At 46.1% G+C, this 20597-nt stretch carries 12 protein-coding genes; 8 read left to right on the forward strand and 4 right to left on the reverse strand.

Annotation, left to right across the window (positions count from 1 at the left end; translation table 11 throughout):
- Positions 1-135: 135 nt before the first annotated feature.
- The 6 genes from RIF36_RS19655 to RIF36_RS19680 all read left to right on the forward strand — a co-directional run bounded on the left by RIF36_RS19655 (position 136) and on the right by RIF36_RS19680 (position 8390).
- A complete protein-coding gene (locus tag RIF36_RS19655; protein WP_350091146.1) occupies positions 136-870 on the forward strand; it encodes an outer membrane lipoprotein-sorting protein in 735 nt (244 codons plus the stop codon).
- Between the two features lie 621 nt (positions 871-1491).
- Positions 1492-2712, forward strand: a complete 1221-nt coding sequence (locus tag RIF36_RS19660) for an aspartate aminotransferase family protein (protein ID WP_350120830.1) — start codon at positions 1492-1494, stop codon at positions 2710-2712.
- Positions 2705-3739, forward strand: a complete 1035-nt coding sequence (argC, locus tag RIF36_RS19665; protein ID WP_350120832.1) for an N-acetyl-gamma-glutamyl-phosphate reductase — start codon at positions 2705-2707, stop codon at positions 3737-3739. Before RIF36_RS19660 ends, argC begins: the two co-directional genes overlap by 8 nt.
- A gap of 2 nt (positions 3740-3741) precedes the next feature.
- Entirely contained in the window at positions 3742-4953 is a 1212-nt protein-coding gene (gene argJ / locus RIF36_RS19670) for a bifunctional glutamate N-acetyltransferase/amino-acid acetyltransferase ArgJ (protein ID WP_350120835.1), read from the forward strand.
- Positions 4954-5123: 170 nt separating this feature from the next.
- Positions 5124-5774 (forward strand): SGNH/GDSL hydrolase family protein, encoded by a 651-nt coding sequence (locus RIF36_RS19675; protein WP_350120838.1) that lies wholly within the window; start codon positions 5124-5126, stop codon positions 5772-5774.
- Between the two features lie 183 nt (positions 5775-5957).
- Complete coding sequence (locus RIF36_RS19680) at positions 5958-8390, forward strand: ABC transporter permease (RefSeq protein WP_350120841.1); 2433 nt, start codon at positions 5958-5960, stop codon at positions 8388-8390.
- Positions 8391-8487: 97 nt separating this feature from the next.
- Here the strand turns inward: RIF36_RS19680 and RIF36_RS19685 are convergent, their stop codons facing one another.
- From RIF36_RS19685 to RIF36_RS19700, 4 genes are all read right to left on the reverse strand, one after another.
- Positions 8488-9543 carry a sugar phosphate isomerase/epimerase family protein gene (locus RIF36_RS19685; protein ID WP_350120844.1) on the reverse strand — a complete coding sequence of 352 codons (1056 nt, stop codon included), beginning with the start codon at positions 9541-9543 and terminating at the stop codon, positions 8488-8490.
- Between the two features lie 273 nt (positions 9544-9816).
- On the reverse strand, positions 9817-10275 hold the full coding sequence (locus RIF36_RS19690; protein ID WP_350120847.1) for a hypothetical protein: 459 nt from the start codon (positions 10273-10275) through the stop codon (positions 9817-9819).
- A gap of 101 nt (positions 10276-10376) precedes the next feature.
- Entirely contained in the window at positions 10377-12233 is a 1857-nt protein-coding gene (locus RIF36_RS19695) for a sialidase family protein (protein ID WP_350120850.1), read from the reverse strand.
- 344 nt (positions 12234-12577) lie between these two features.
- Positions 12578-15025: an ABC transporter permease gene (locus tag RIF36_RS19700; protein ID WP_350120853.1), complete on the reverse strand. Its 2448-nt coding sequence runs from the start codon at positions 15023-15025 to the stop codon at positions 12578-12580.
- Between the two features lie 374 nt (positions 15026-15399).
- On the opposite strand from RIF36_RS19700, the gene RIF36_RS19705 reads away from it, so the two are divergent.
- Positions 15400-20220 carry a PAS domain S-box protein gene (locus RIF36_RS19705; protein ID WP_350120856.1) on the forward strand — a complete coding sequence of 1607 codons (4821 nt, stop codon included), beginning with the start codon at positions 15400-15402 and terminating at the stop codon, positions 20218-20220.
- Positions 20213-20596 carry a response regulator gene (locus tag RIF36_RS19710; protein WP_350078014.1) on the forward strand — a complete coding sequence of 128 codons (384 nt, stop codon included), beginning with the start codon at positions 20213-20215 and terminating at the stop codon, positions 20594-20596. Before RIF36_RS19705 ends, RIF36_RS19710 begins: the two co-directional genes overlap by 8 nt.
- The last annotated feature ends 1 nt before the right edge of the window (position 20597 follow it).

Raw genomic sequence — 20597 nt, forward strand, 5'->3', positions numbered from 1 at the left:
GGTCTAACAAACAGGTTAAGCACCCAACGATGTAGCCAATCCCGATTCATCGGGAGGGAGCACGAACATGAAAATTTACTCTCTTAACCTTGTTATTGATACTTTACTACTTGATCGAAACGAAATTATATACACATGAAATACGTAATTATATTTTTCATTGCACTTCCCGGATTCTTCCAAAACAACTATCCGGATGCTACAAAGATATTGCAGAAAGTAGACGACAATATGACCTCCAAGTCAAGGATCGTGGAGTCGCAAATGGTTATACACGGTCGGAGAAATGATCGGGTGGTAACTTCTAAAGGCTACTCAGAGGGAAACGATAAGTCATTTACGGAATATCTTTCCCCCGAAAGAGAAAAAGGTACCAAGATGCTAAAGCTGGAAGACCGGCTTTGGATCTACTCTCCATCTACTGATCGTACCATTCAACTCTCTGGGCATATGCTTAGGCAATCTGTAATGGGTTCCGATCTATCGTACGAGGACATGATGGACGACAGGAAGCTTACGGATATCTATGACGCCAAAGTGATTGGCGAGGAAGAGATTGATGGCAGGAAGACCTGGGTACTGGAGTTGAATGCGAATGTGGATGATGCTTCGTATGCCCGCCGCAAAACATGGATTGACCAGGAGCGCTTCGTGCCTTTAAAGGAGGAGCTCTTTGCCAAAAGTGGGCAGCTTTTGAAGAAAACAGTGCTTAGTGATGTAGTCAGGATAGGCAACAGATGGTTCCCAAAGAGGATGAACTATAAGGACATGCTGAAAGATGGTGATGGCACAGACTTTATTATGACAGACATAGAGCTTGACCCTGAAATACCTGAGTATATTTTCAGTAAGGCTTCTCTGAAAAAATAGAATCTGATTGGGCAGATAAAAAAAAGGGTAGATATCGATCAAGCAAAGCGACATTCGCCCAGTTTAAGAATAAATAAACGACAGAAGAACTACCAGAGTCCTTTTAAAGCTAAGTCTGGCATTTTGACACTAATCCGGGCTGTTTGACCGGATTTTTTCTTGTCTGCCAATCAAACTCTCTTCTCTCCTCCTCTGGGTTTGTTTTTCAACTTTTTACCCGCACCTAAGCGTCTCTCATCACTCAAACTCCTCAAAAGTAACTAAGTGGCGTTATGTGTGAATTAAAGGGGCTTCTGCTATTTGAACGGATCAAAATATACTTCATTCCTTGTCGAACAAATTTCAAAAGTTGCATTTAAGTCAATTAAATGGAACATTTCCGGGCTGAACTGTGTACCTTTGAGGTAGTCGATCAAAGATATTGAAAGGGTTTACCCCTTTAGTACCCAAAACAATGAATTATCATAATGCCCCAAGTGCCAGTTTCATCTCCTGCCCAACGCTTCCATTTTACTACCCGAGGCCGCATAGGTGATTCCTTGTTTTTATAAACATTAACCAACGCAAGATTATTAACATTACCTGACATGCCCTGGGGCATGCCATAGCTATTTATTATTCATGAGTACATATAACAATCAGGAACTTCACAGCATTGACAAACAATACTACCTCCCAACTTTCGGCAGGTTTCCCGTAACTTTTGAGCGGGGTAAAGGCTCCAAACTCTGGGACACCGACGGCAAAGAGTATATCGACATGCTGGCTGGTATCGCTGTTTGCAATGTAGGGCATTGTCACCCCGCTGTTGTGAAAGCGCTCCGGGAACAGGCAGGCAAGCTGATGCACATCTCTAACTTCTTTCTAAGCGAACCCCAGGCCCTTCTCTCCAAAAAGCTATGCGAAATCTCTGGTATGGATAGGGTGTTTTTCAGCAACAGTGGGGCTGAGTCGGCTGAAGGTGCCATAAAAATTGCCCGGAAGTATGGGCACAGCAAAGGAAAAGGTGGTACCGTCATCTCTATGAAAAACTGCTTTCATGGCAGAACGCTGGCCACGATTGCCACCGGCAAAAAAACGATGCAAGATGGCTTTGAACCCATCCCACAGGGCTTTATGCAAGTGCCCTTCAACGACATAGACGCACTGAAGAAGTCCTTGCAGGGCAATAATCCGAAAGGCGGCACTCACCAAATATCCGCCATCATCGTAGAGCCCATTCAGGGGGAAGGCGGTATCAATGTAGCTGACCTTGAATTCCTCAAGGCGCTCCGTCAATTGTGCGACGAAGAAGAAATTGTGTTGATTTTTGACGAAATTCAATCTGGAATCGGCCGCACGGGTAAGTGGTTCGCTAAGGATCATTTCGGTGTGCAGCCGGACATTATGACCCTCGCCAAAGGGCTGGGCGGGGGCATCCCCATCGGTGCCATCCTGTGCAGTGAGAAAATGGCCTCGGTGATGAAGCCCGGCGACCATGGCACAACGTTTGGCGGTAATCCATTGGTGTGTGCTACGTCTATAGCGGTGTTGGAAGTGATTGAAGAAGAGAACTTACTGACGGCCGTAGCAGAAAAAGGAATCTGGCTCAAAAAGGCTCTGCTGGACATGAACGAGTCTTCCCTCAAGGAAGTAAGGGGAAGGGGGCTCATGCTCGGTGCTGAGTTTGATTTTGAAACTAAACCTCTTGTGGTGGAAATGCTCAAAAATGGTGTGGTTGCAAACGCTACCGCAGGCAACGTGCTTCGTTTTGTGCCAGCGCTTACCATCGGCTATGATGAGATGGAGCAGGCCATTGCTGTATTAAAGGAATCACTAATAAACATAAAGGCCCATGCCTAAGAAAAAGATAGGCGTTGTTGGCGCCACTGGTTATACAGGCTCTGAGCTTGTGCGCATCCTGGTCAGCCACCCGGAAGTAGAAATTTCCGTCATTACGTCCGAAAGTCGGGCGGGTGAAAAATTCTCAGATGTCCACCCGTTTTTCAAAGGCATCGTGGATCAGCCCTTGCACAAGGCCGACAAGGTGAATGAACTCGACCTTGACCTGGTTTTCCTGGCATTGCCACACGGCGTCTCCATGGAGTATGTGAAGCAGTTTGCAGGCAAAGGCTTTAAGATCGTTGACTTTTCGGGCGACTTCCGTCTCGACTCCGCCAAGACCTACGAGGAGTGGTACAAAAAGCCGCACACTTTCGTCAAAGGCTTCGACACAGCGGTGTATGGTCTGCCAGAGCTTTTCTACGACAAAATCAAAGGTGCTGAGTTGGTGGCTAATCCTGGCTGCTACCCCACCAGTGCTATTTTGCCCCTGGCCCCACTGCTCCAAAATAAGCTCATAGAGCCAAAAGGTATCATCATCGATGCCAAGTCAGGCATCACCGGCGCTGGCATTAAGGCCAGCGCCACTACGCACTTTTCGAATGTGAACGATAATTTCAGGGCTTATGGTTTAAAGAACCATCGCCATACGATTGAGATTCAGGGTGTGCTGGATGGCATAACAGCTGGCGTCACGCTTCAATTCACCCCTCACCTGCTGCCGGTAGATCGTGGCATCCTTTCAACGACTTATGCAAGACCTACAGGCCCAACAACGGGCGCTAAGTTGAAAGGACTTTATCAGGACTTTTACAGAGACAAGCCCTTCGTAAGAATCTGCGACACACCACCTGCGATCAAAGACGTGCGGGCCAGCAACTATTGCAATATATTTGTTGACTTCGACGAAAGAACGGGCAATATTATCATAGTAAGCACCATCGACAACCTGGTAAAAGGTGCCGCCGGGCAGGCTGTTCAGAATATGAACATCATGCTGGGCTTCGAAGAAACTTTAGGTCTAAACCACATCCCTGTCAATCCATAATCATGATCAAGAACATCACCAACGTACGAGGCATAAAATGCTGGGGTGCTCACTCCGGCGTGAAATCACTTAGAAGAGACCTCGCAATGATCTACTCTGAAGTGCCAGCCAGCGGTGCAGCTGTCTTCACCCAAAACAAGGTGGTTGCCGAGCCTGTTAAACTATCAAGAGAAAACATCAAAGGGGGCGTAGTTCAGGCCATTGTCATCAATGCAGGCAACGCCAATGCCTGTACAGGCCAGCAGGGTGCGGATGGCGCTCAGGCCATGCTGAAAACTGCCGCCGAGGCACTAGGTATCGATCAAAAAACGATCATTATAGCCTCGACGGGTATCATTGGCGAGCCATTCCCTACCGAAGACGTGGTAAAAGGCATCATCGAGTCGGCACCTAAGTTAAGCAGCAAGTCCAATGCAGGCTCATTCGCTGCCAACGCCATACTCACTACAGACACCTTCCCTAAAGAAGGCTTTCTGGAGTTTGAACTCGATGGCCATGAAATTAACATGGGGGGCATTGCCAAGGGATCGGGGATGATCCATCCCAATATGGCCACCATGCTTGCATTTATTGCCACCGACGTAGCCATAGAACCGAAGCTGTTGCAGAAAACCCTGAAAGAGGTGGTTGACCGCACCTTTAATATGATCACTGTAGATGGCGACACTTCCACGAACGACATGGTGGTGGTAATGGCCAACGGCAAGGCTGAAAACGACATACTGAAGTCAGAAAAAGACAAGGGCTATGACGTGTTCAAAACAAAGCTTGAGGAGATGATGAAGCACCTTTGTATGCTGATCGTTTCGGATGGAGAAGGGTCGTCGAAGTTTCTTGAATATACGGTTAAGAATGCAACAGACGAGGTAACGGCCAGAAAAATATGCCGGGCTGTGTCAAGTTCCACCCTGGTAAAGACCGCCATGTTTGGCCGTGACCCCAACTGGGGTCGAATTGTGTGCGCAGCAGGCAATGCCGACGTACCATTCAACTTCGAAAAAGCCGACCTGTATCTGGGCGACGACAAAGAGATGATTCAGGTGCTGGAAAAAGGCAAGCCGCTCGACTACGACCGCAACTATATGAAGCGGGTGCTCCGGGAATCTCACATATATATCAACCTCGACCTGAACGAAGGCAAAGCAGAAGCTACCGGCTGGGGTACTGATTTGACAACGGATTACGTGTTGTTTAACTCAGTGTATACGACTTAGGTAAGACCGAAGCAGGCGTCGGGACGGCAAGCAGACAGGTTGTGCTGGGGCCGTCAGACGTCATCCTCGACGCCTCATCAGCATTCGTCCGATACCGTTGAAAAGAAATCAGTCGATGATTTTGTCCGGGTTTATTTATCTTAATTGCTCATTCCAAAAAGGATACCTACATGTACAAAAGACTTTCATTCCTCACTGCTCTTTTCCTTGGTGGCTTCACGCTGCTTGCTCAAAACCCCCAGCGTTTTAAGGGAGAAATTGACAAATACGCTCAGGAAGCAGCTTCAGTCAATAACAAGAAGCTTGCTTTGTTTACAGGCAGTTCTTCCATCAGAATTTGGGATGATATGGCGGAGAGATTCCCAAAAAAGAATGTAGTCAACCGAGGCTTTGGAGGTTCTTCTATGTCGGATTTGCTGTACTACACAGATGAGCTAATCTTCAAATATTCCCCTTCGAAAATCTTTATTTATGAGGGCGACAACGACATTGCCTCCGGAAAGACACCTGAGCAAATCCTGGCAGACGCCGAGACTATTCTTGCTCAGATAAGAGAAAAACTACCGAAGAATGTAAAGGTTTACTTCATCTCCGCTAAGCCCAGCGTTTCCCGCTGGAATCTTAAAGACAAGTATGTCGACTTCAACACGCAACTGGAGGCCTGGGCCAAAACCGAGACGGGGGTCGAGTACATAGACGTTTGGACACCCATGCTGCAACCAAGCGGCGAGGTAATGGATGATATCTTCAAAGAAGATAACCTCCACATGACGTCGAAAGGCTACGACATTTGGGAGAAGGTTATCAAAAAATATTTGTAGGGCCAACTATCTTCATCAAGCGTAAGAAAGGGGTGCGGGAGCGCTTTTGGGCTCCCAAAGCCTGCTGCTTACCAACTACTGTTTACTTCTTACCCTTCACTTCCTTCCCTGTCCATTTTTTACTATCCCATTTCTGAATATTTGAGGATTTTGCATCTTTAATAAAGGTTCCAAAACTCAACCATGTTTAAAAGTGCTCTCCTTATCGGAATCAGAAGCTTGCTGAAGAACAAGTTGCATTCCGCCATCAACCTGTCTGGCTTTGCGATAGGTATTACCTGTTCGTTGCTTATCCTTGCCTTCGTGTGGGACGAGCTCCACTTCGACCGCTTCCACCCCAACGACGACAGGTTCTACCGCCTGGCCCTTCACCGCAGCTTTCCGGGCCGTGATGTGTCATTCGCCACTACGCCTTTCCCGGCAGGGCCGACCCTGCTACAGGACATCCCCGAAATAGAAAGCTATTGCCGTCTTTTCACACCCTTCTCCAGTCCGCCGAGGGTAAGAATAGGTGATATTGAATTTTATGAAACCAACAGGCTCGCTGCCGACTCCACTTTCTTCAGGCTGTTCGGCGTTCAGCTAAAAGAGGGGGATCCCCGCAACGCCCTGAAAGATCCCAATAGTGTGGTGCTAACGGAAAGCACCAGCAAAAAATACTTTGGGAATCAGGAGGCGCTTGGCAAAATGATCAAGGTGGGTGACTCCACGCTTTACCGGGTAACCGGCGTTACTGAAGACGTGCCGCACAGAAGTCACCTTGAGTTTGACCTGCTCTTCTCGCTTCGCTCCTTCCCCGGCGCCCACGATGGTACCTTTTGGGGGTCTTACCAATGCCTCAACTACTTCCTGCTAAAACCCGGCGTAACCCCCGAGCAAGTGAAAGCAAAAATCCCATCGGTTGTGAAGCAATATATGGGGCCGCAGGTGGAGTCTCTCCTCAACATCACTTTCGACGAGTATGAAGCAGCAGGCAACCGGCACAACTATGTCTTCCAGCCTATTCAAAGCATCCACCTCGAAAGCAACTTTCAGAATGAGATAAAGCCTAACGGTGATAAAAACTATGTCTACCTTTTTATGGTCGTTTCAGTGCTCATCCTGTGTACGGCATGCTTCAATTTTGTGAACCTGTCAACAGCCAACTCTGTCAAACGGGGCAAAGAAGTAGCCGTCAGAAAGGTGGTGGGCTCTAGTAAGCTTCAGCTCGTTATTCAGTTCATTACAGAGTCCATTGTTATCACGCTGATAGCTGTCGTCATTTCTTGTCTGCTCTTCATTTGGCTGCTGCCCTACTTTAATCAGCTGGCAGAAAAGCAAATTGCCTTGACGGACTTTAGCCTGCCAAATGTTGCCGGGCTGCTATTGGTGTTCACCGTGCTGTTGGGCACCCTGTCAGGGCTTTATCCTGCTTTCTTCATTTCATCGTTTCCCACGCTCAAGATTTTCAAGGGGGAACTCAAGCTAAGCCACAAAAAATGGGGCTTCAGAAACATCCTGGTGGTAGCACAGTTCATGGTATCTATTTTTTTGATGGCGGCCACGCTATTCATTTACCGCCAAATGAACTTCATGATGGACAAGAAACTGGGCTTCGACAAGGACCAGGTGCTCGTCATTGAGCGAAGCAACCAGCTGGGTGGTAGTCTCAGGGCTTTTATGGACGAATTACAGCAGGTCAACGGTGTGGAAAAAGCGTCAGCCTCTTTTCATGTACCTGGCCGACAAATGAGCGGTGGCAGCTTTCATGCCCAGGGAGTATCCGCCACAGAACGATATCTCTTTACGGCGATTTACGCCGACTATGATTTTGCTGACACCTACGGCATCAAAGTAAACGAAGGCCGCTTCTTTTCGAAAGATATGGCCTCCGACACGGCAGCTGTTCTTGTGAACCAGGCCACAGTAGACATGGTGGGCTGGGACAATCCGTTTGAGCAGAAAATTCTACCAACCGCCGGCACCCTCCAGCGCATCATTGGCGTGGTAGACGACTTCCATTTTGCTTCGCTGCATGAAAAGGTCGGGCCGCTGGTCGTCTTTGGCATCTCGCCCCAGCAGCTAGCCACGGTCAGCCCCAACCTTGTATCAATTCGAATCGGTTCGGGCGCATCCACAAAGGCAACGGTGCAAAGCATAGAAAACACCTGGAGCAAATGGATGCAGGGCAGCCCCATTCAATACAGCTTTCTCGATCAGGAATTCAACGCTCTTTACCAAAATGAAGAACGAATCAGCAGGGTGTTTTCCACTTTCTCCATACTGGCCATTTGCATAGCCCTTATTGGCGTAGTTGGCCTTTCCACCTACATCGCCAATCAGAGAACAAGAGAAATCGGTATCCGCAAAGTGCTGGGGTCGTCGGCTTCCGGCATTCTTGTGCTGCTCTCAAAAGATTTTGTTCAATTGCTGATTGCCGCAAACATACTGGCACTTCCGCTGGCGTGGCTGGCGCTGAGTAAATGGCTGGAGCAGTATCCTTACCAGACTTCGTTGACCATCTGGCTCTTCCCCGCCATTGGCATCGTCTTCTCTTTTTTTATTGTGCTCACTACTTGTCTTGTTACCTACAAAAAAGCGCAAATGAACCCTTCGAAAGCGATCAGGTATGAGTAGAGATTGAGAAGCCGGAGAGTGAAAAATGAGAGATTAAAAAAAAGCCCTTGCCGTTCTTTCAAACAACAAGGGCTAACAATTCATTTAGCTGTATGAACTAAGCCAGCGCCTTTCTGCAATATTCAACACATTTTTGCACCTCTTTTACGGCATCAGAACCTTCAGGAATCTCGTACTCAAGCTCAATGGTGCCAGGAAACTTGTACTTCTGCTCACTCATGAGTTGAAGCACCTCTGTCAGCGGTGTGTCGCCCGTTCCCCACACCAGGTTCTTTTTCCCATGCTCTGGGTTTTGGCGATCCTTCATGTGCATGCTAAGGATCCGATCAGCCTTTGCTTTCACCATGCCCAGCGGATCGGCATTGCCAGCAGCAACAAAGTGGCCCAAGTCAAGATTCAATCCATTGTACTTCGACTGCTTAAGCGCAGTATCCCATAAAGTGGGTGTTTGCTGCTCGTGCCCATGGTAGCCAATTGACACCTTCTGCTTGGCTGCCAGGGCACCCAGCCTGAGTGTCTGCGCATCGTCGCTTGGATGCTCCAGGGTCACGTGGCTGGCCCCAAGCGCCTTCGCTGCCTTAAGGCCGTATATCACTTCAGCATCGGTATTGTCTTTGCCAAAGGCATTAGGTTTGAAAGCGTAAATCTGCACACCGGCGTCGTTGTACATTTTCTTTACCTGTGCAAACTTATCCATAGAAGCTGTTGCCCTCCAGGCGGCCACTTCTTTGTTGTAGGCAGCCGACTGCGCCTGCATATCAGCCATTTGCTTCTTCTCATCGTCGGTAAGCTCTTCCCCTCTTCTTTGCTTACCATACAGGCCAAACATTGCCCTGCGGTCAATAGTACTTTCAGGCTTGCCTGCGAAACTTTCAGCCGGATCGCCCATTAGCTCCACCGCACTGATGCCGCAGTCTACAATGTACTTTAGTGTAGCCTCAGCACTTTGATCAGGCAGGCTGCGGAACGAGTAGGTAATGACACCCAACTGTACTCCGTTAATCATGGAGTCAGGCTTGCCATAACTTTTGATTATGTTGGGAAAACCGCTTGCTCTTAAAAGGGATGGAGCGACTAAAATACCGGCCGCAGCTGTTGCCGACTTGCCTATAAAACTCCGGCGTGAAGCCAGGTGTTGTTCGTTATTTTTCATTGAAGTAGGTAGTTAAAATGACACGACGTATAAGATAAACAGAGTTAACTCTCCATGGTTTGCGCCAACTTGCCATCAGCAAACATTCCAGGAGAACTAAGATACATGAATTTAGCTGTGCAAATGGCAATCAGCAAGCTTTTGGAAGTATAATAGACAATACGTCGTTTTTACACGATGGTCGGCAAGATTTACGTGACTGGCAGAATGCAGACAGTGCTTCAAAGCACATTCCTCGAGAAAAAATTAACCATTCTGATGAACCGAATCCTCTTAGTCCCGAAGGGAGGCCACGCCTGTCAGGCTGATTTTTCGAGAATACTCAACATTGTTCACTGTAAGGACATAATTCTTTGACTTGCCTACTCTTTCAATACTAACTGGCTTCAGTCCTATCTCTGGCTGATATATGTAGAGCTGATTTCCAACTACATGCCATCTTGTATTCTGAAGTTTTGTAGCATAGTCATTTGCCCAGTCGTCGTTCACCGTGACCGTTTGTCCCTGCTGCACCCACAAATATTTGGGCTCATTTTTGCTTTGTATGGCATTAAAAGTGCCCTGAGCGCTCTTATTGTACCAATAACCGACAATGTTGTTTATTGAAATGTACTCTTCGGCGCCATCAGTAGACACCATAACATACTCCCCCTCTTCAGCTATCCTCTCTTGAGCAAGTAGAGAAGTAGAAATCAGAAAGAGTGCGGAGAAAACAAGAAAGAAACACTTCATGGTAGCTTATTTTAGTTGGAAAATGGTGAAAAGCTATCTAAATAACAAAAAACAAGCCAACATTAAGTCTCTCCTGTTTCAAAACAATGAGTTCATGCTCCCTAATACGTTTTCAAAGATTTAAAAGCCTCCGCAGAAGTAGAAAAGTAAAGGCGTTTGTCTTTTAATTGGTGAACCCTTTTGATGGTATACAGTTGACCTGACTGTTCAATTTCACTTGGAAGCTCCAGCCACTCCTTCCCATCCCATTTGTAGATAAACCTTTGGCCGCTAAGACCCTCCACAGCGCCAACAGCTTTTACACTGAACAATGATCCGTCACTACCAACCAGATCGGGTACCTTTCCCTCAATCTCTTTCCATGTTTGCCCGCCATCGTCGCTTCTGATGCCCTGATTGAACTGCTGGTAGTTGCCGTTGGTACTTACACTCACGCCAAACAAAATTCCCTCCCTGTCAATACACGTAACATATTGTGAACCGCCTTCAAAAAGCACAGAAGAAGCTGACCAGCTGATTCCATCGGTAGACTTGCTCACATAGGCGTTGAACTTTGGCACACTGAAGCCAGTTCCGCCCAGGTAGTAGTCGTAATTATAACCGGCAATGGCGATAAGGCTTCCGTCACTGAGTTGCTGCACAGAATGGCCACTATAACTTGGGAAGCCAATGGAAGCTTCCTTCCAGCTGGCACCACCGTCGCTGCTTCTGTACACATTGTTGCCGAATACGTAAAGATTTCCATCAACATCTTCATAAAGCGTGGAAAGGGTAGTTGATTGCTTCAGGTCAACGGGAACGAGGCTCGCTTCGGCCTGCATTTCATAGAGACCTCCGTTCAGAATCACGAAAGTTTTTCCGTTCGATGCTTCAATCGCATCATACAAGGTCGCCTCCTGACCAACAAGCGCTTCGCCAATCACTATCTTCTCATCGGTATCCAGGTTATGTTCAACCAGACCATAAGCCAGCCCTCCCTCCGCTGCACCTGCATAGTAGATAGTTTCACCAGCCATTGCCATGGAAAAAATGCCTCCGCTAATATTGTTGTGGTAGCCGGCTTTGCCCGCCGACTCCCATGCTCCACCGGTATATTCGTAGATGCCGTTTGGTGCAGCCAGCAATACAAACACCCTTCCGGACGGCGAGACCCTCAGATCCAGTGGATTTTGGTAGTTAGTCATTTCTCCCTTAAAGGTCATTTGTGTTATCGATCCGCCGGGAGTTACTTTAGTGACACCAGTAGGGTTGGCAAAGTAAAAATTGCCATCTGCTCCAGCCGCTTGCTTTTTATTAGGCAGACCCCTGGCTATTCCCTGGCTAAACGTCCATTGATTCGTTGAGGGATCGTGCTTCGACATATCACCGGACTGGGAGTTGATAAAATAGATGCCACCTCCGGGTGCCACATCAAAATAAGCGCTATTGGAAGGAATTTCTACCACCTCAAACGCCGAAGCACCTTTCTTCTTTACCGAAAACTTATTAAGACTGGAAACGCTGCAATTACAGCCAATGAAATAGTAAAGATTACCGGCATCATCCAGATAGGCCACATCATAGTAGCCCCCTTCAGGGTGCTGCACCATGCCTAATGAAGTACCGTCCCACAGATAGAAAGTGTTGTCGTACTTAAGCAATACCTGGCCATCATTGCTTACCTTTTGCGGTACGCTCCGGTTAAAATTATTGGCAGCACTTGAAACCCTGCTCCAGGTGGCTCCTGCGTCCTTGCTGTAGTAAAACTCAACGGTAGTGTTTGTGACAAAACTAACCTTAGCTGCCATGTACTGCTTGTTGGGGCTTACCGCTATGTATTGCACGGGAAACTGACCAAATTGAGGCACAGTGATATTGAAAGCACCGGTCGTAGAGGTAAGATCCCCTTCCTGGTCGTCATCTTTGCCGCAGCCCGCCAGCACCAATAATGTGAGCAGCATCCAACTAAGGTTCTTCATATCATTTTTTGATGCCAAAGTTAGACTTGATGTAGCCTGCGGGACATCCGTGCCGGACGGTATTTTAGAGGGGTGGAAAGGTGGTATCCCTGTCCAGGTCTGTAGGTATTAAACCTATAAAACAAAAAAAGAGGGCTGTGCATAGGGCAAACGCATTTAAAACAAATTGGACAAATTATTATCAAAGCTGTTTTTCTACCCCTGCCCTTAAGGGTGAAACAGCTTTGAAATTCTCCTTTCCCTTTAGGGTCAGGGTAAAAAAGAAGAATTTCAAAGCTAAATAGTTTTAAATGCGTTTGCCCTGGGCTGCGCACCCTCCTTTCCATTTATTTCAAGTCCAATAATTATTCATCTTTGAGCACCTCCACCATATTGAGTCGGGCGGCAGTGTAAGAGCGGTAGCCCATAGTAACTACGGTAACGAGCAAGGTGACCCCGAGGGAAATGGCAACGATTTCCCAGCCAATTGTAATGTGATAGGCATAGCTTTCGAGCCACTTCTGCATGCCCAGGAAGGTGCCCGTTGCCGATACTACAAAGGCAACAGACAGGATAACAAGAATCTCTTTTGTGAAAATATTCAGAATCTGACCTACGGAAGCCCCTACTACCTTACGAATGCCTATTTCCTTGCGCTTGGCATTTGCCATATAGTCTGTAAGACCATACAGCCCTATGGCGCAAATCACCATGGCCATCAAGGCAAAAAACCTCATCACTTTGCCCATAACGTCTTCCATTCGGTACTGATTGGCTACCTTCTGGTCAAGAAAGTTATACTCAACAAGCAACTCAGGAAACACCTTCTCCCATTCTTCACTGATAATTGCCACAGCTCCTTGCCCCGCTTCTGGATCGGTAGAAGCAAGTGCAATAGACAGCTCATAAAAACCATCGGGCCCGTAGTTCAACATCACCGGCACAGCCTCCTGACGAAGTGAATTGGCGTTAAACTCCTCCACCACTCCTACTATCTGGAATTTACCTCCCCAGGTTGCCTGAAATAGCTTTCCAAGTGCCTCCTGTGGGTTAAAAATCCCCATTTTCCGAATAAGTGTTTCAGTAACAACAACTCTTTGATTGATAATCGATTCACCCTCCGGCGATCTTTGATAAGCATCAGTCGAGTTTACATTCCTTCCAGCCACCAATTTAATATCGAACAGATTCAGGTAGTTTTCATCTACCTCCTTCACGTTTACAGTAAATACCTCTTCCTCCCCTTTTTCAGGGCTGAAATACTGGCCGGTGTTGTTGGTGCTTGCAAGCGGACCTCCCAGGTTCAGGCTTGCCTGCGCAATTTCCGGGTGCTTCAGGAGCTCAGTCTTTAGCACTTCTGATCGCTTTAAATCCGGCTCGGGAAACTCGATGGTTATTACACCATCTTTCCTGAACCCCATGTCCTGGCTCCGGAAATAATCGAGCTGGAAAATCACTATGATAGTACCCATGATAAGCCCAATGGAAACCGCAAACTGAGAGCCTACCAGCACTTTGCGAAGCGGGAACTTACTTTGCCTGTCAATGTTGGAGATTTTCGTCTTAATAGCTGTAAGCGGTGAAAAGCCTGAAAGCACAAATGCAGGGTACAAACCAGACAATAAGGAGACCGCTGTGATCGAAATGGCACAGAAGATGATCCAGTTAGTCAACGGAACATCCTTAATAGTCATCGGGTAATCAATAAGATCACCAGCCGCACCAAGCATCACGTCGGCTATAAGAAAGCTAAAGCCGTGAGCCAACGCCACAATAATGAAGGACTCTAACAAAAACTGGAGAATGAGCGCCGGACGATGGCCCCCAAGCACTTTTCTTATCCCTACTTCTTTGGCTCTTTTAACAGCCCTGGCCGTAGAAATATTGATGAAATTGATGCTGGAAATCACTATAAGCAATATAGCCAGAGCGACGATAATCTTGATGGTGGCTGGCTCGAGAGACATGCCGCTATAGGTGCCGTAGTCGGTGGTGTGAACCTGGCTCAATGGCTGAAGGAAAACGCTATAGCCATCCAGTGTATTGTTTTTTTCTACAACCCCCTTAATGCCCGACTCGGCAACGCCTGCTTCGCTCTGGCTATTCAACTTGATCAGCGCCTGCGTATTACCATTGAGTCTGTCCCACATCTTAGCTTCCCCAAAGTAGGCGTTCACCCCCTCCTGGGCTTCATAATACGCTACCATGTTGAACGGGAAGTCGGTCGACTTCGGGAAATCCTGATAGACAGCTTTCACCACCAGGTCGTGCTTGTTGCCAAGGTTAATAATCCGGCCCAGCGCTCTATCGTACTCATTGATGATATCAAAAAACTTTCGGGCGGTTGTTGCAGAAATAACTACCGAGTTAATATCTGACAGTGCATTGGCAGAGGAGCCAGCCACCCACTCGAAATCAAGGATTTCAAACACATCCTGATAAGCAAAGCCAATATCTTCTTCCTTGAGCTTTTTTAGAGCTCCTCCTTCCAGGGGTATGTTCACCTGAGCTGAAAGTGAGTACAAATTTGTGGCAGCTTCAATGCCGGGGATTTCACTTTTTAACGCACCGGACAACGGATGTGGCACAGTAGCAAACTTCACATCGTCATCGCCACTTTTCCAATGGCTCACCACCCTGTATACTTGCTCCAGGTGGCTTTGGTGCTTGTCGTAGCTGAGCTGCAGGGTAAGAAATGAGTAAATGGCTATTACGCAGGAAGCGCCCAAAGTAAGGCCTGTAAGACTCAGTACCGTATAGGTTTTGCTCCTGAAAAAATTACGCAAAGCAGTGAGAAAGTAGTTCCTAAGCATAGTAGTAGTGGTTTGTCCTCACCTCTACCTAGCAAATAACTGTGCCAAAATCATATATTATTGACTTTCAACAAATTACGCACAAAAGAAATCAAACGCATGTACAGAAATGGACACGGGAGAGAAAAAATTGTACGGTATTAAAGATTTCTAAGCCATCATTTGTTGAAAACAAATTCTTTTGGTAGAATGCTTCACTATCCATCTTAATAATTAGCCGCTAAGTATAATCTGGTACTGATCATCTGATCGAAGGGATTCTGTTATGGCTACTTCATGGTCGAATATTTTACAATCCTTTTTCCAGTCAGCATATGCCATTGCGGTCTTGAAAATGACCAACTTAAAGTTATATAAGCCCTTTTTGTTTTTCTATGGAAAAATCAGCTAGCAGCCCTTTGAAAAATGAAGTGTATAAGCTTATCAGTACCGATAAAAGTATTTATGAGGCGATAGAAGAGCATGCCCATCAGGGCTTTTGGTATTTAGATCTCGATAACAAAACTAATTGGTGGGCCAACCCGAGGTTTTGGAATTCTTTAGGGTTTTCGTCTTCAAGTCAGAAAACCGAAGCACCCGGCCCATCGCTGGAAGAAATCCTTTTGTCAGATGATTTGACAAGCCTCCTCCAAACTATTGAAAATCTATCAAAAGAGGATAGTTTCCTGCTTACCCTCAGATACCTCCACAAAAACAATCAGGTGCTTTCCTTTGAGGTAAATGCTAAAGTTATCAGAGACGAGTCTGGAAAAGCAACGACGCTTCTCGCACTTCACTGCAAAAGCAAGGATATACCTTTTTTCGTCAATGATCTTTGCAGCCAGGTGCTCTATTCTGTTCATGAAAGCTATCAGCTTACCGACACGACAGGCAATATACTAGATGCCAATGATAGCTTTTGCAAACTGATTGGCTACACAAGGGACGAGCTATTGACAATGAACCTAAGTCATTTGTCTGCAGAACTCACACCTGATCAGGTTCAGGATTTCATTAATAAAGTTCTAGCCAAGAACGGTGGCACAGTATCTACTAAGGCCAGGACAAAAGATGGCCGTTTGATAGATATCGAAATCAGGACAACCCTTATCGATCATAATGGAAAGCCATTGCTGGCCTCTTTTGTGCGTGACGTAACTGAACAGTTAAAAACTAATGAAAGGCTTGAAATAGCGCTTCAGCGGTACAACTCTCACCGCAACAACTCTCCGCTGGGGACTGTAGAATATACAAAAGACCTGATTGTGACGCAGTGGTCCAGGCAATGTGAGGAAATATTTGAGTGGACAGCCGAGGAAATATTAAGCGCTAATATTTCAGCTTTCAACTTGATATACCAAGCCGATATTGAAGCCACAACCAAAGTGGCCATCGACCTCATGTCTGGCAAGGTTGACGGCAATGTGTCAGTGAATCGCAACTACACAAAAAGCGGTAAGATTGTCACCTGTATCTGGTACAATTCTGTCATAAAAAATGAAAAGGGTGAGGTTATCGCCGTCATATCACTCGTTCAAGACGTCACCCACGAGAAGGAGATTGAACTAGGGCTGAAAGCGAGTGAAGAAAAACTCAAAGAAGCACAAAAAATTGCGAAAATTGGCGATTCAAGCCTCAACCTTCTTACAGGTGAATTCATTGTATCAGAAGGTCTCCTTGATATTGTGCAGTTGTCAAAAGACGACGAAGGAGATCATCTGGAATGGCTTCGTGCGGCCCAGTATCCCGAAGACCGGCATAAATTGGAATTACTGATCAGGGAATGCATAGCAAGTAACAAAAAAGTCATCCCTCCATTGGAATATCGGTTGATAAGGAAAGATGGTGTGGTGATTTGGGTGAAGACTCAAGGGAAAATAACTTATGAAAATAAACAACCGTCCTCAATATTCTTCACCACTCAGGACATCTCAGAGAACAAGGCTATACAGGATCAGATAAAAGCCTCAGAGGAGCGGTTCAGGTCACTGGTCGAAAATGGCAAGGATGGACTGGCTATTCTGTCGGCAGAAGGCGAAATTAACTATATGTCGCCCTCGAGTTTGGGCATACTGGGCTACAGTGATAAAGAGATGGAGGCAGCCAATTTGGTCGATATGGTTCACCCGGAAGATTTAGATAGCCTTACTAAGGCTTTTTACCTGGCGATGGAGCAGCCATCAATACCAGTGGCCGATGTGCTCTACCGGGTCAAGAACAAGGAGGGGAAATGGCGCTGGATGGAAGGGTCGCTGACCAACTTCTTAGAAACCCCTCATATAGGTGGCGTTGTTAATAACTTTCATGACGTAACCCACCGACTGGAAAACTCAAACCTTCTAAAGAAAATCAACAAACAGCTCAAAACAGCTCAAAAAATTGCCGGGCTTGGGTATTATGAGTGGAACTGGAAAGACAACTCGGTTTTTTGGTCTGATGAACTTTACAACATCTGCAAAACGGATAAAATACCTTCTGAGGCAGCCCTTATTGCTGCCATCCACCCCGATGATCGACCAGGGTTCCTCTCCTACAGGGAAAAGCTAACGAACGAAAAGTCAGAAAGTACTATCGAATTTCGATTTCTGATAGGAAGAGACGTCAGAAGCCTCATGGTAAGAACGCTTCCATTACTTGACGACAGCGGCAAAGTGATTGGCTTGGAAGGAACGGTTCGGGACATCACAGAAAGAAAAGAACGTGAACAAGAAATTCTAAGGCTTTCAACCTTTCCTTCCGAAAACCCAAATCCAGTGCTAAGAGTGCTGAAAGACTATACGATTAGCTATTCCAACAAAGCCAGTCAACCAATCCTGGAAAACAAAACTTCAGGTAAAGCGCCAAAACTGCCTGAACATCTCTGGAAGTTTGTAAAACAAACCTTCAACAGCTCTGACGTATTGCGAACGGAATTCTCAGTTGGCGGTATTACCTATTCTTTTACGTCAGCCAGAAGCCCTCATGGTGACTATGTGAACCTGTACGGGCTTGACATTTCGTCTCAGAAGAAAATAGAGCAAGCACTTCGAGACAGCGAATACCTGCTGAACGAAGTCGGGAGGATAGCCAAGATTGGGGGTTGGGAGCTGGATCCGGAAACAGACATCGAAACCTGGACAGATGAGATTGCGGCAATTCATGAAATTGAAATTAGCCCGACCGGGCAGTATGTGCAAGGCATGCAGTTCTACACAACCTCCTCCAGGGCTGTCATTGAAAAGGTCGTAAACGATGCCATCAACTTTGGTAAGCCCTATGATCTTGAGCTTGATATTATGACGGCCAAAGGCAACCATAAATGGGTGAGGACGATCGGAATCCCCATACTGATGGACGATGGCAAGGTGAAGCTTAGGGGCTCATTTCAGGACATTACAGCTCTTAAGAATGCCAAAGACAGTATTCTGTTGGAAAAAGAACTTTCCGACAATATCATCAACAGTTTACCGGGGGCATTTTATTTATACACCACTGAAGGGAAATTTTTACGCTGGAATAAAAACTTTGAAAAGGTGACGGGTTACAGCGGGGAAGAAATAGCCAACATGCATCCTATCCAGTTCTTTCACAAAAGCGAAAAGGAACTGCTCGCAGAAAAAATAGGAAATGTATTTGTTGCTGGAGAAGACAGTGTTGATGCACACTTTCTCACCAAAAGCGGCCAGATGATCCCCTACTACTTCACAGGCAAGGCCATTTCTTACGATGGTGAAACCTGCCTTATGGGAGTAGGTATTGACACTAGTGAAAAGAAAAAAGCGCTGGATGCTCTGCGAGAAAGTGAGGAACAGTATCGCTCGTTGTTCGAGAACATGAATGAAGGTTTTGCTCTCTGCGAAATGATTTATGAGAAAGGTAAGGCAGTAGACTTTAAGTATTTAAAGGTAAATAAAGCATTTGAAAGTATTACAGGTCTGAAAAACCCGATAGGAAAGAAAGTGTCGGAGTTGATCCCGGGCGTAGAAAAAGTAAACCAGGAAGAAATTGCGTTATTGAGCAGGGTATGCGAAACTGGCACTCCTGAAAGGTTTGAGACCAAAGTGGAAGGGCTGAATGTTTGGTTATCTTCTTCTGTGTTCAGTCCTGGGAAAGGTCTCTTTGTCTCGATGTTCCAGAATATTACCGAAAAAAAATTGGCCGCTATTGCTATTGAATCAAGTGAAAAAAGATTCAAGGCAATAGCTGAGCAATCGCTCACGGGTATTTACATTTTTAACAAAGAAAAATTTCTCTACGTAAATAATCAGTTTGCCTCCATTTTTGGGTACACGGTCAATGAAGTCCTCTCAACGCTCAAGCCAATCGATGTTGTATCAATTAGTCAGTCCAAAGCAGCAAATGAGTTGATAAGTAAAGGTGTCAATAATAAACTTACAGCGTTACACGATGTAATAGAAGGAAAAAAGAAAGATGGCACCACAATATGGATTGAGGTGCATGGGTCGACAATGGAACTAGAGGGCGAAGTTTTGATTACAGGTACCATGCTTGACATCTCAGAAAGAGTTCGATCAGAACTGTCCATGAAAGAACTTCTCGAAACAACTACCAACCAAAATAGCAGGTTGAAGGATTTCTCGTTTATTACCTCACACAATATCAGGTCGTCGGTTTCGAATATACTGGGGCTTACCGACCTGCTGATGCATGACCCCTCTAATGCTGAATACCTCCGCATGCTGCGCACCAGCACCGAAAAAATGGATGCAACCATCAGAAATATCAACGAACTGATTCATTTTGAAAATGACCTTGGAGAGAAGGACAAGGTAGCGTATAATATCCTTCACTCAGTCAACAACATTCTTGCGCAAAATAATCAGGTTATTAAAGAGCAAGAGTTGGATATTAAAACCAATGTAGAGAAGGATTTGAGTGTCAGATGTATACCTGCCTATCTGGATAGTATCTTACAAAATCTTGTGACAAATGCGATTAAATATGGTACTACCGAAGATTCAAACATCATTGAAATCAAGGGGCAAAAGATTGATAACAAAATAGAATTGCAAGTAAAAGATTATGGAAGAGGTCTCGATTTAGATAGATTTAGGGATAAATTATTTAAAATTGGGAATCGGTTCCATTCTTTCAGTGAAGGTCAGGGTTTGGGTTTGTACATGTCAAAGAGGCAAATAGAAGCCATGGGCGGCAGCATAGAGGTGGAGAGTCAGCCAGGCAAAGGCGCAACTTTTAAAGTCTATTTCAATGCATGAAGGTCGGAGAATTTTTTTGATCGATGACGACGAGATCTTTTTGATGATCTCCACGGTAAATTTGAAGACGGTGTGTAGCGGCGTTGAAATACTGACAGCTACCAATGGCGAAGAGGGGTTGACGCAATTCGAAAACGTCCAGCCAAATGTAGTTCTCCTGGATATTAATATGCCCGTTATGAATGGCTGGGAGTTTTTGGATAAACTCTCGGGAAGCCCAGCCTCCCCATATCAAAATTCTGATTGTTCTATATTCATCACCACCTCCTCGGTAGATCCGGAAGACAGACAAAAAGCGCAGCAGCATCCGCTTGTCAAAGGCTTCATAGAGAAGCCGTTGACAGCAGAGAAAATCAAAGCTATGGATATATGCTAAC

Source organism: Imperialibacter sp., from assembly GCF_040222815.1.
Taxonomy (GTDB): Bacteria; Bacteroidota; Bacteroidia; order Cytophagales; family Cyclobacteriaceae; genus Imperialibacter.

Excerpts from the sequence above, each read along its gene's own strand:
- RIF36_RS19655 (WP_350091146.1), top strand. The coding sequence starts at position 136 with ATGAAATACGTAATTATATTTTTCATTGCACTTCCCGGATTCTTCCAA.
- RIF36_RS19660 (WP_350120830.1), top strand. The coding sequence starts at position 1,492 with ATGAGTACATATAACAATCAGGAACTTCACAGCATTGACAAACAATAC.
- argC (WP_350120832.1), top strand. The coding sequence starts at position 2,705 with ATGCCTAAGAAAAAGATAGGCGTTGTTGGCGCCACTGGTTATACAGGC.
- argJ (WP_350120835.1), top strand. The coding sequence starts at position 3,742 with ATGATCAAGAACATCACCAACGTACGAGGCATAAAATGCTGGGGTGCT.
- RIF36_RS19675 (WP_350120838.1), top strand. The coding sequence starts at position 5,124 with ATGTACAAAAGACTTTCATTCCTCACTGCTCTTTTCCTTGGTGGCTTC.
- RIF36_RS19680 (WP_350120841.1), top strand. The coding sequence starts at position 5,958 with ATGTTTAAAAGTGCTCTCCTTATCGGAATCAGAAGCTTGCTGAAGAAC.
- RIF36_RS19685 (WP_350120844.1), bottom strand. The coding sequence starts at position 9,543 with ATGAAAAATAACGAACAACACCTGGCTTCACGCCGGAGTTTTATAGGC.
- RIF36_RS19690 (WP_350120847.1), bottom strand. The coding sequence starts at position 10,275 with ATGAAGTGTTTCTTTCTTGTTTTCTCCGCACTCTTTCTGATTTCTACT.
- RIF36_RS19695 (WP_350120850.1), bottom strand. The coding sequence starts at position 12,233 with ATGAAGAACCTTAGTTGGATGCTGCTCACATTATTGGTGCTGGCGGGC.
- RIF36_RS19700 (WP_350120853.1), bottom strand. The coding sequence starts at position 15,025 with ATGCTTAGGAACTACTTTCTCACTGCTTTGCGTAATTTTTTCAGGAGC.
- RIF36_RS19705 (WP_350120856.1), top strand. The coding sequence starts at position 15,400 with ATGGAAAAATCAGCTAGCAGCCCTTTGAAAAATGAAGTGTATAAGCTT.
- RIF36_RS19710 (WP_350078014.1), top strand. The coding sequence starts at position 20,213 with ATGCATGAAGGTCGGAGAATTTTTTTGATCGATGACGACGAGATCTTT.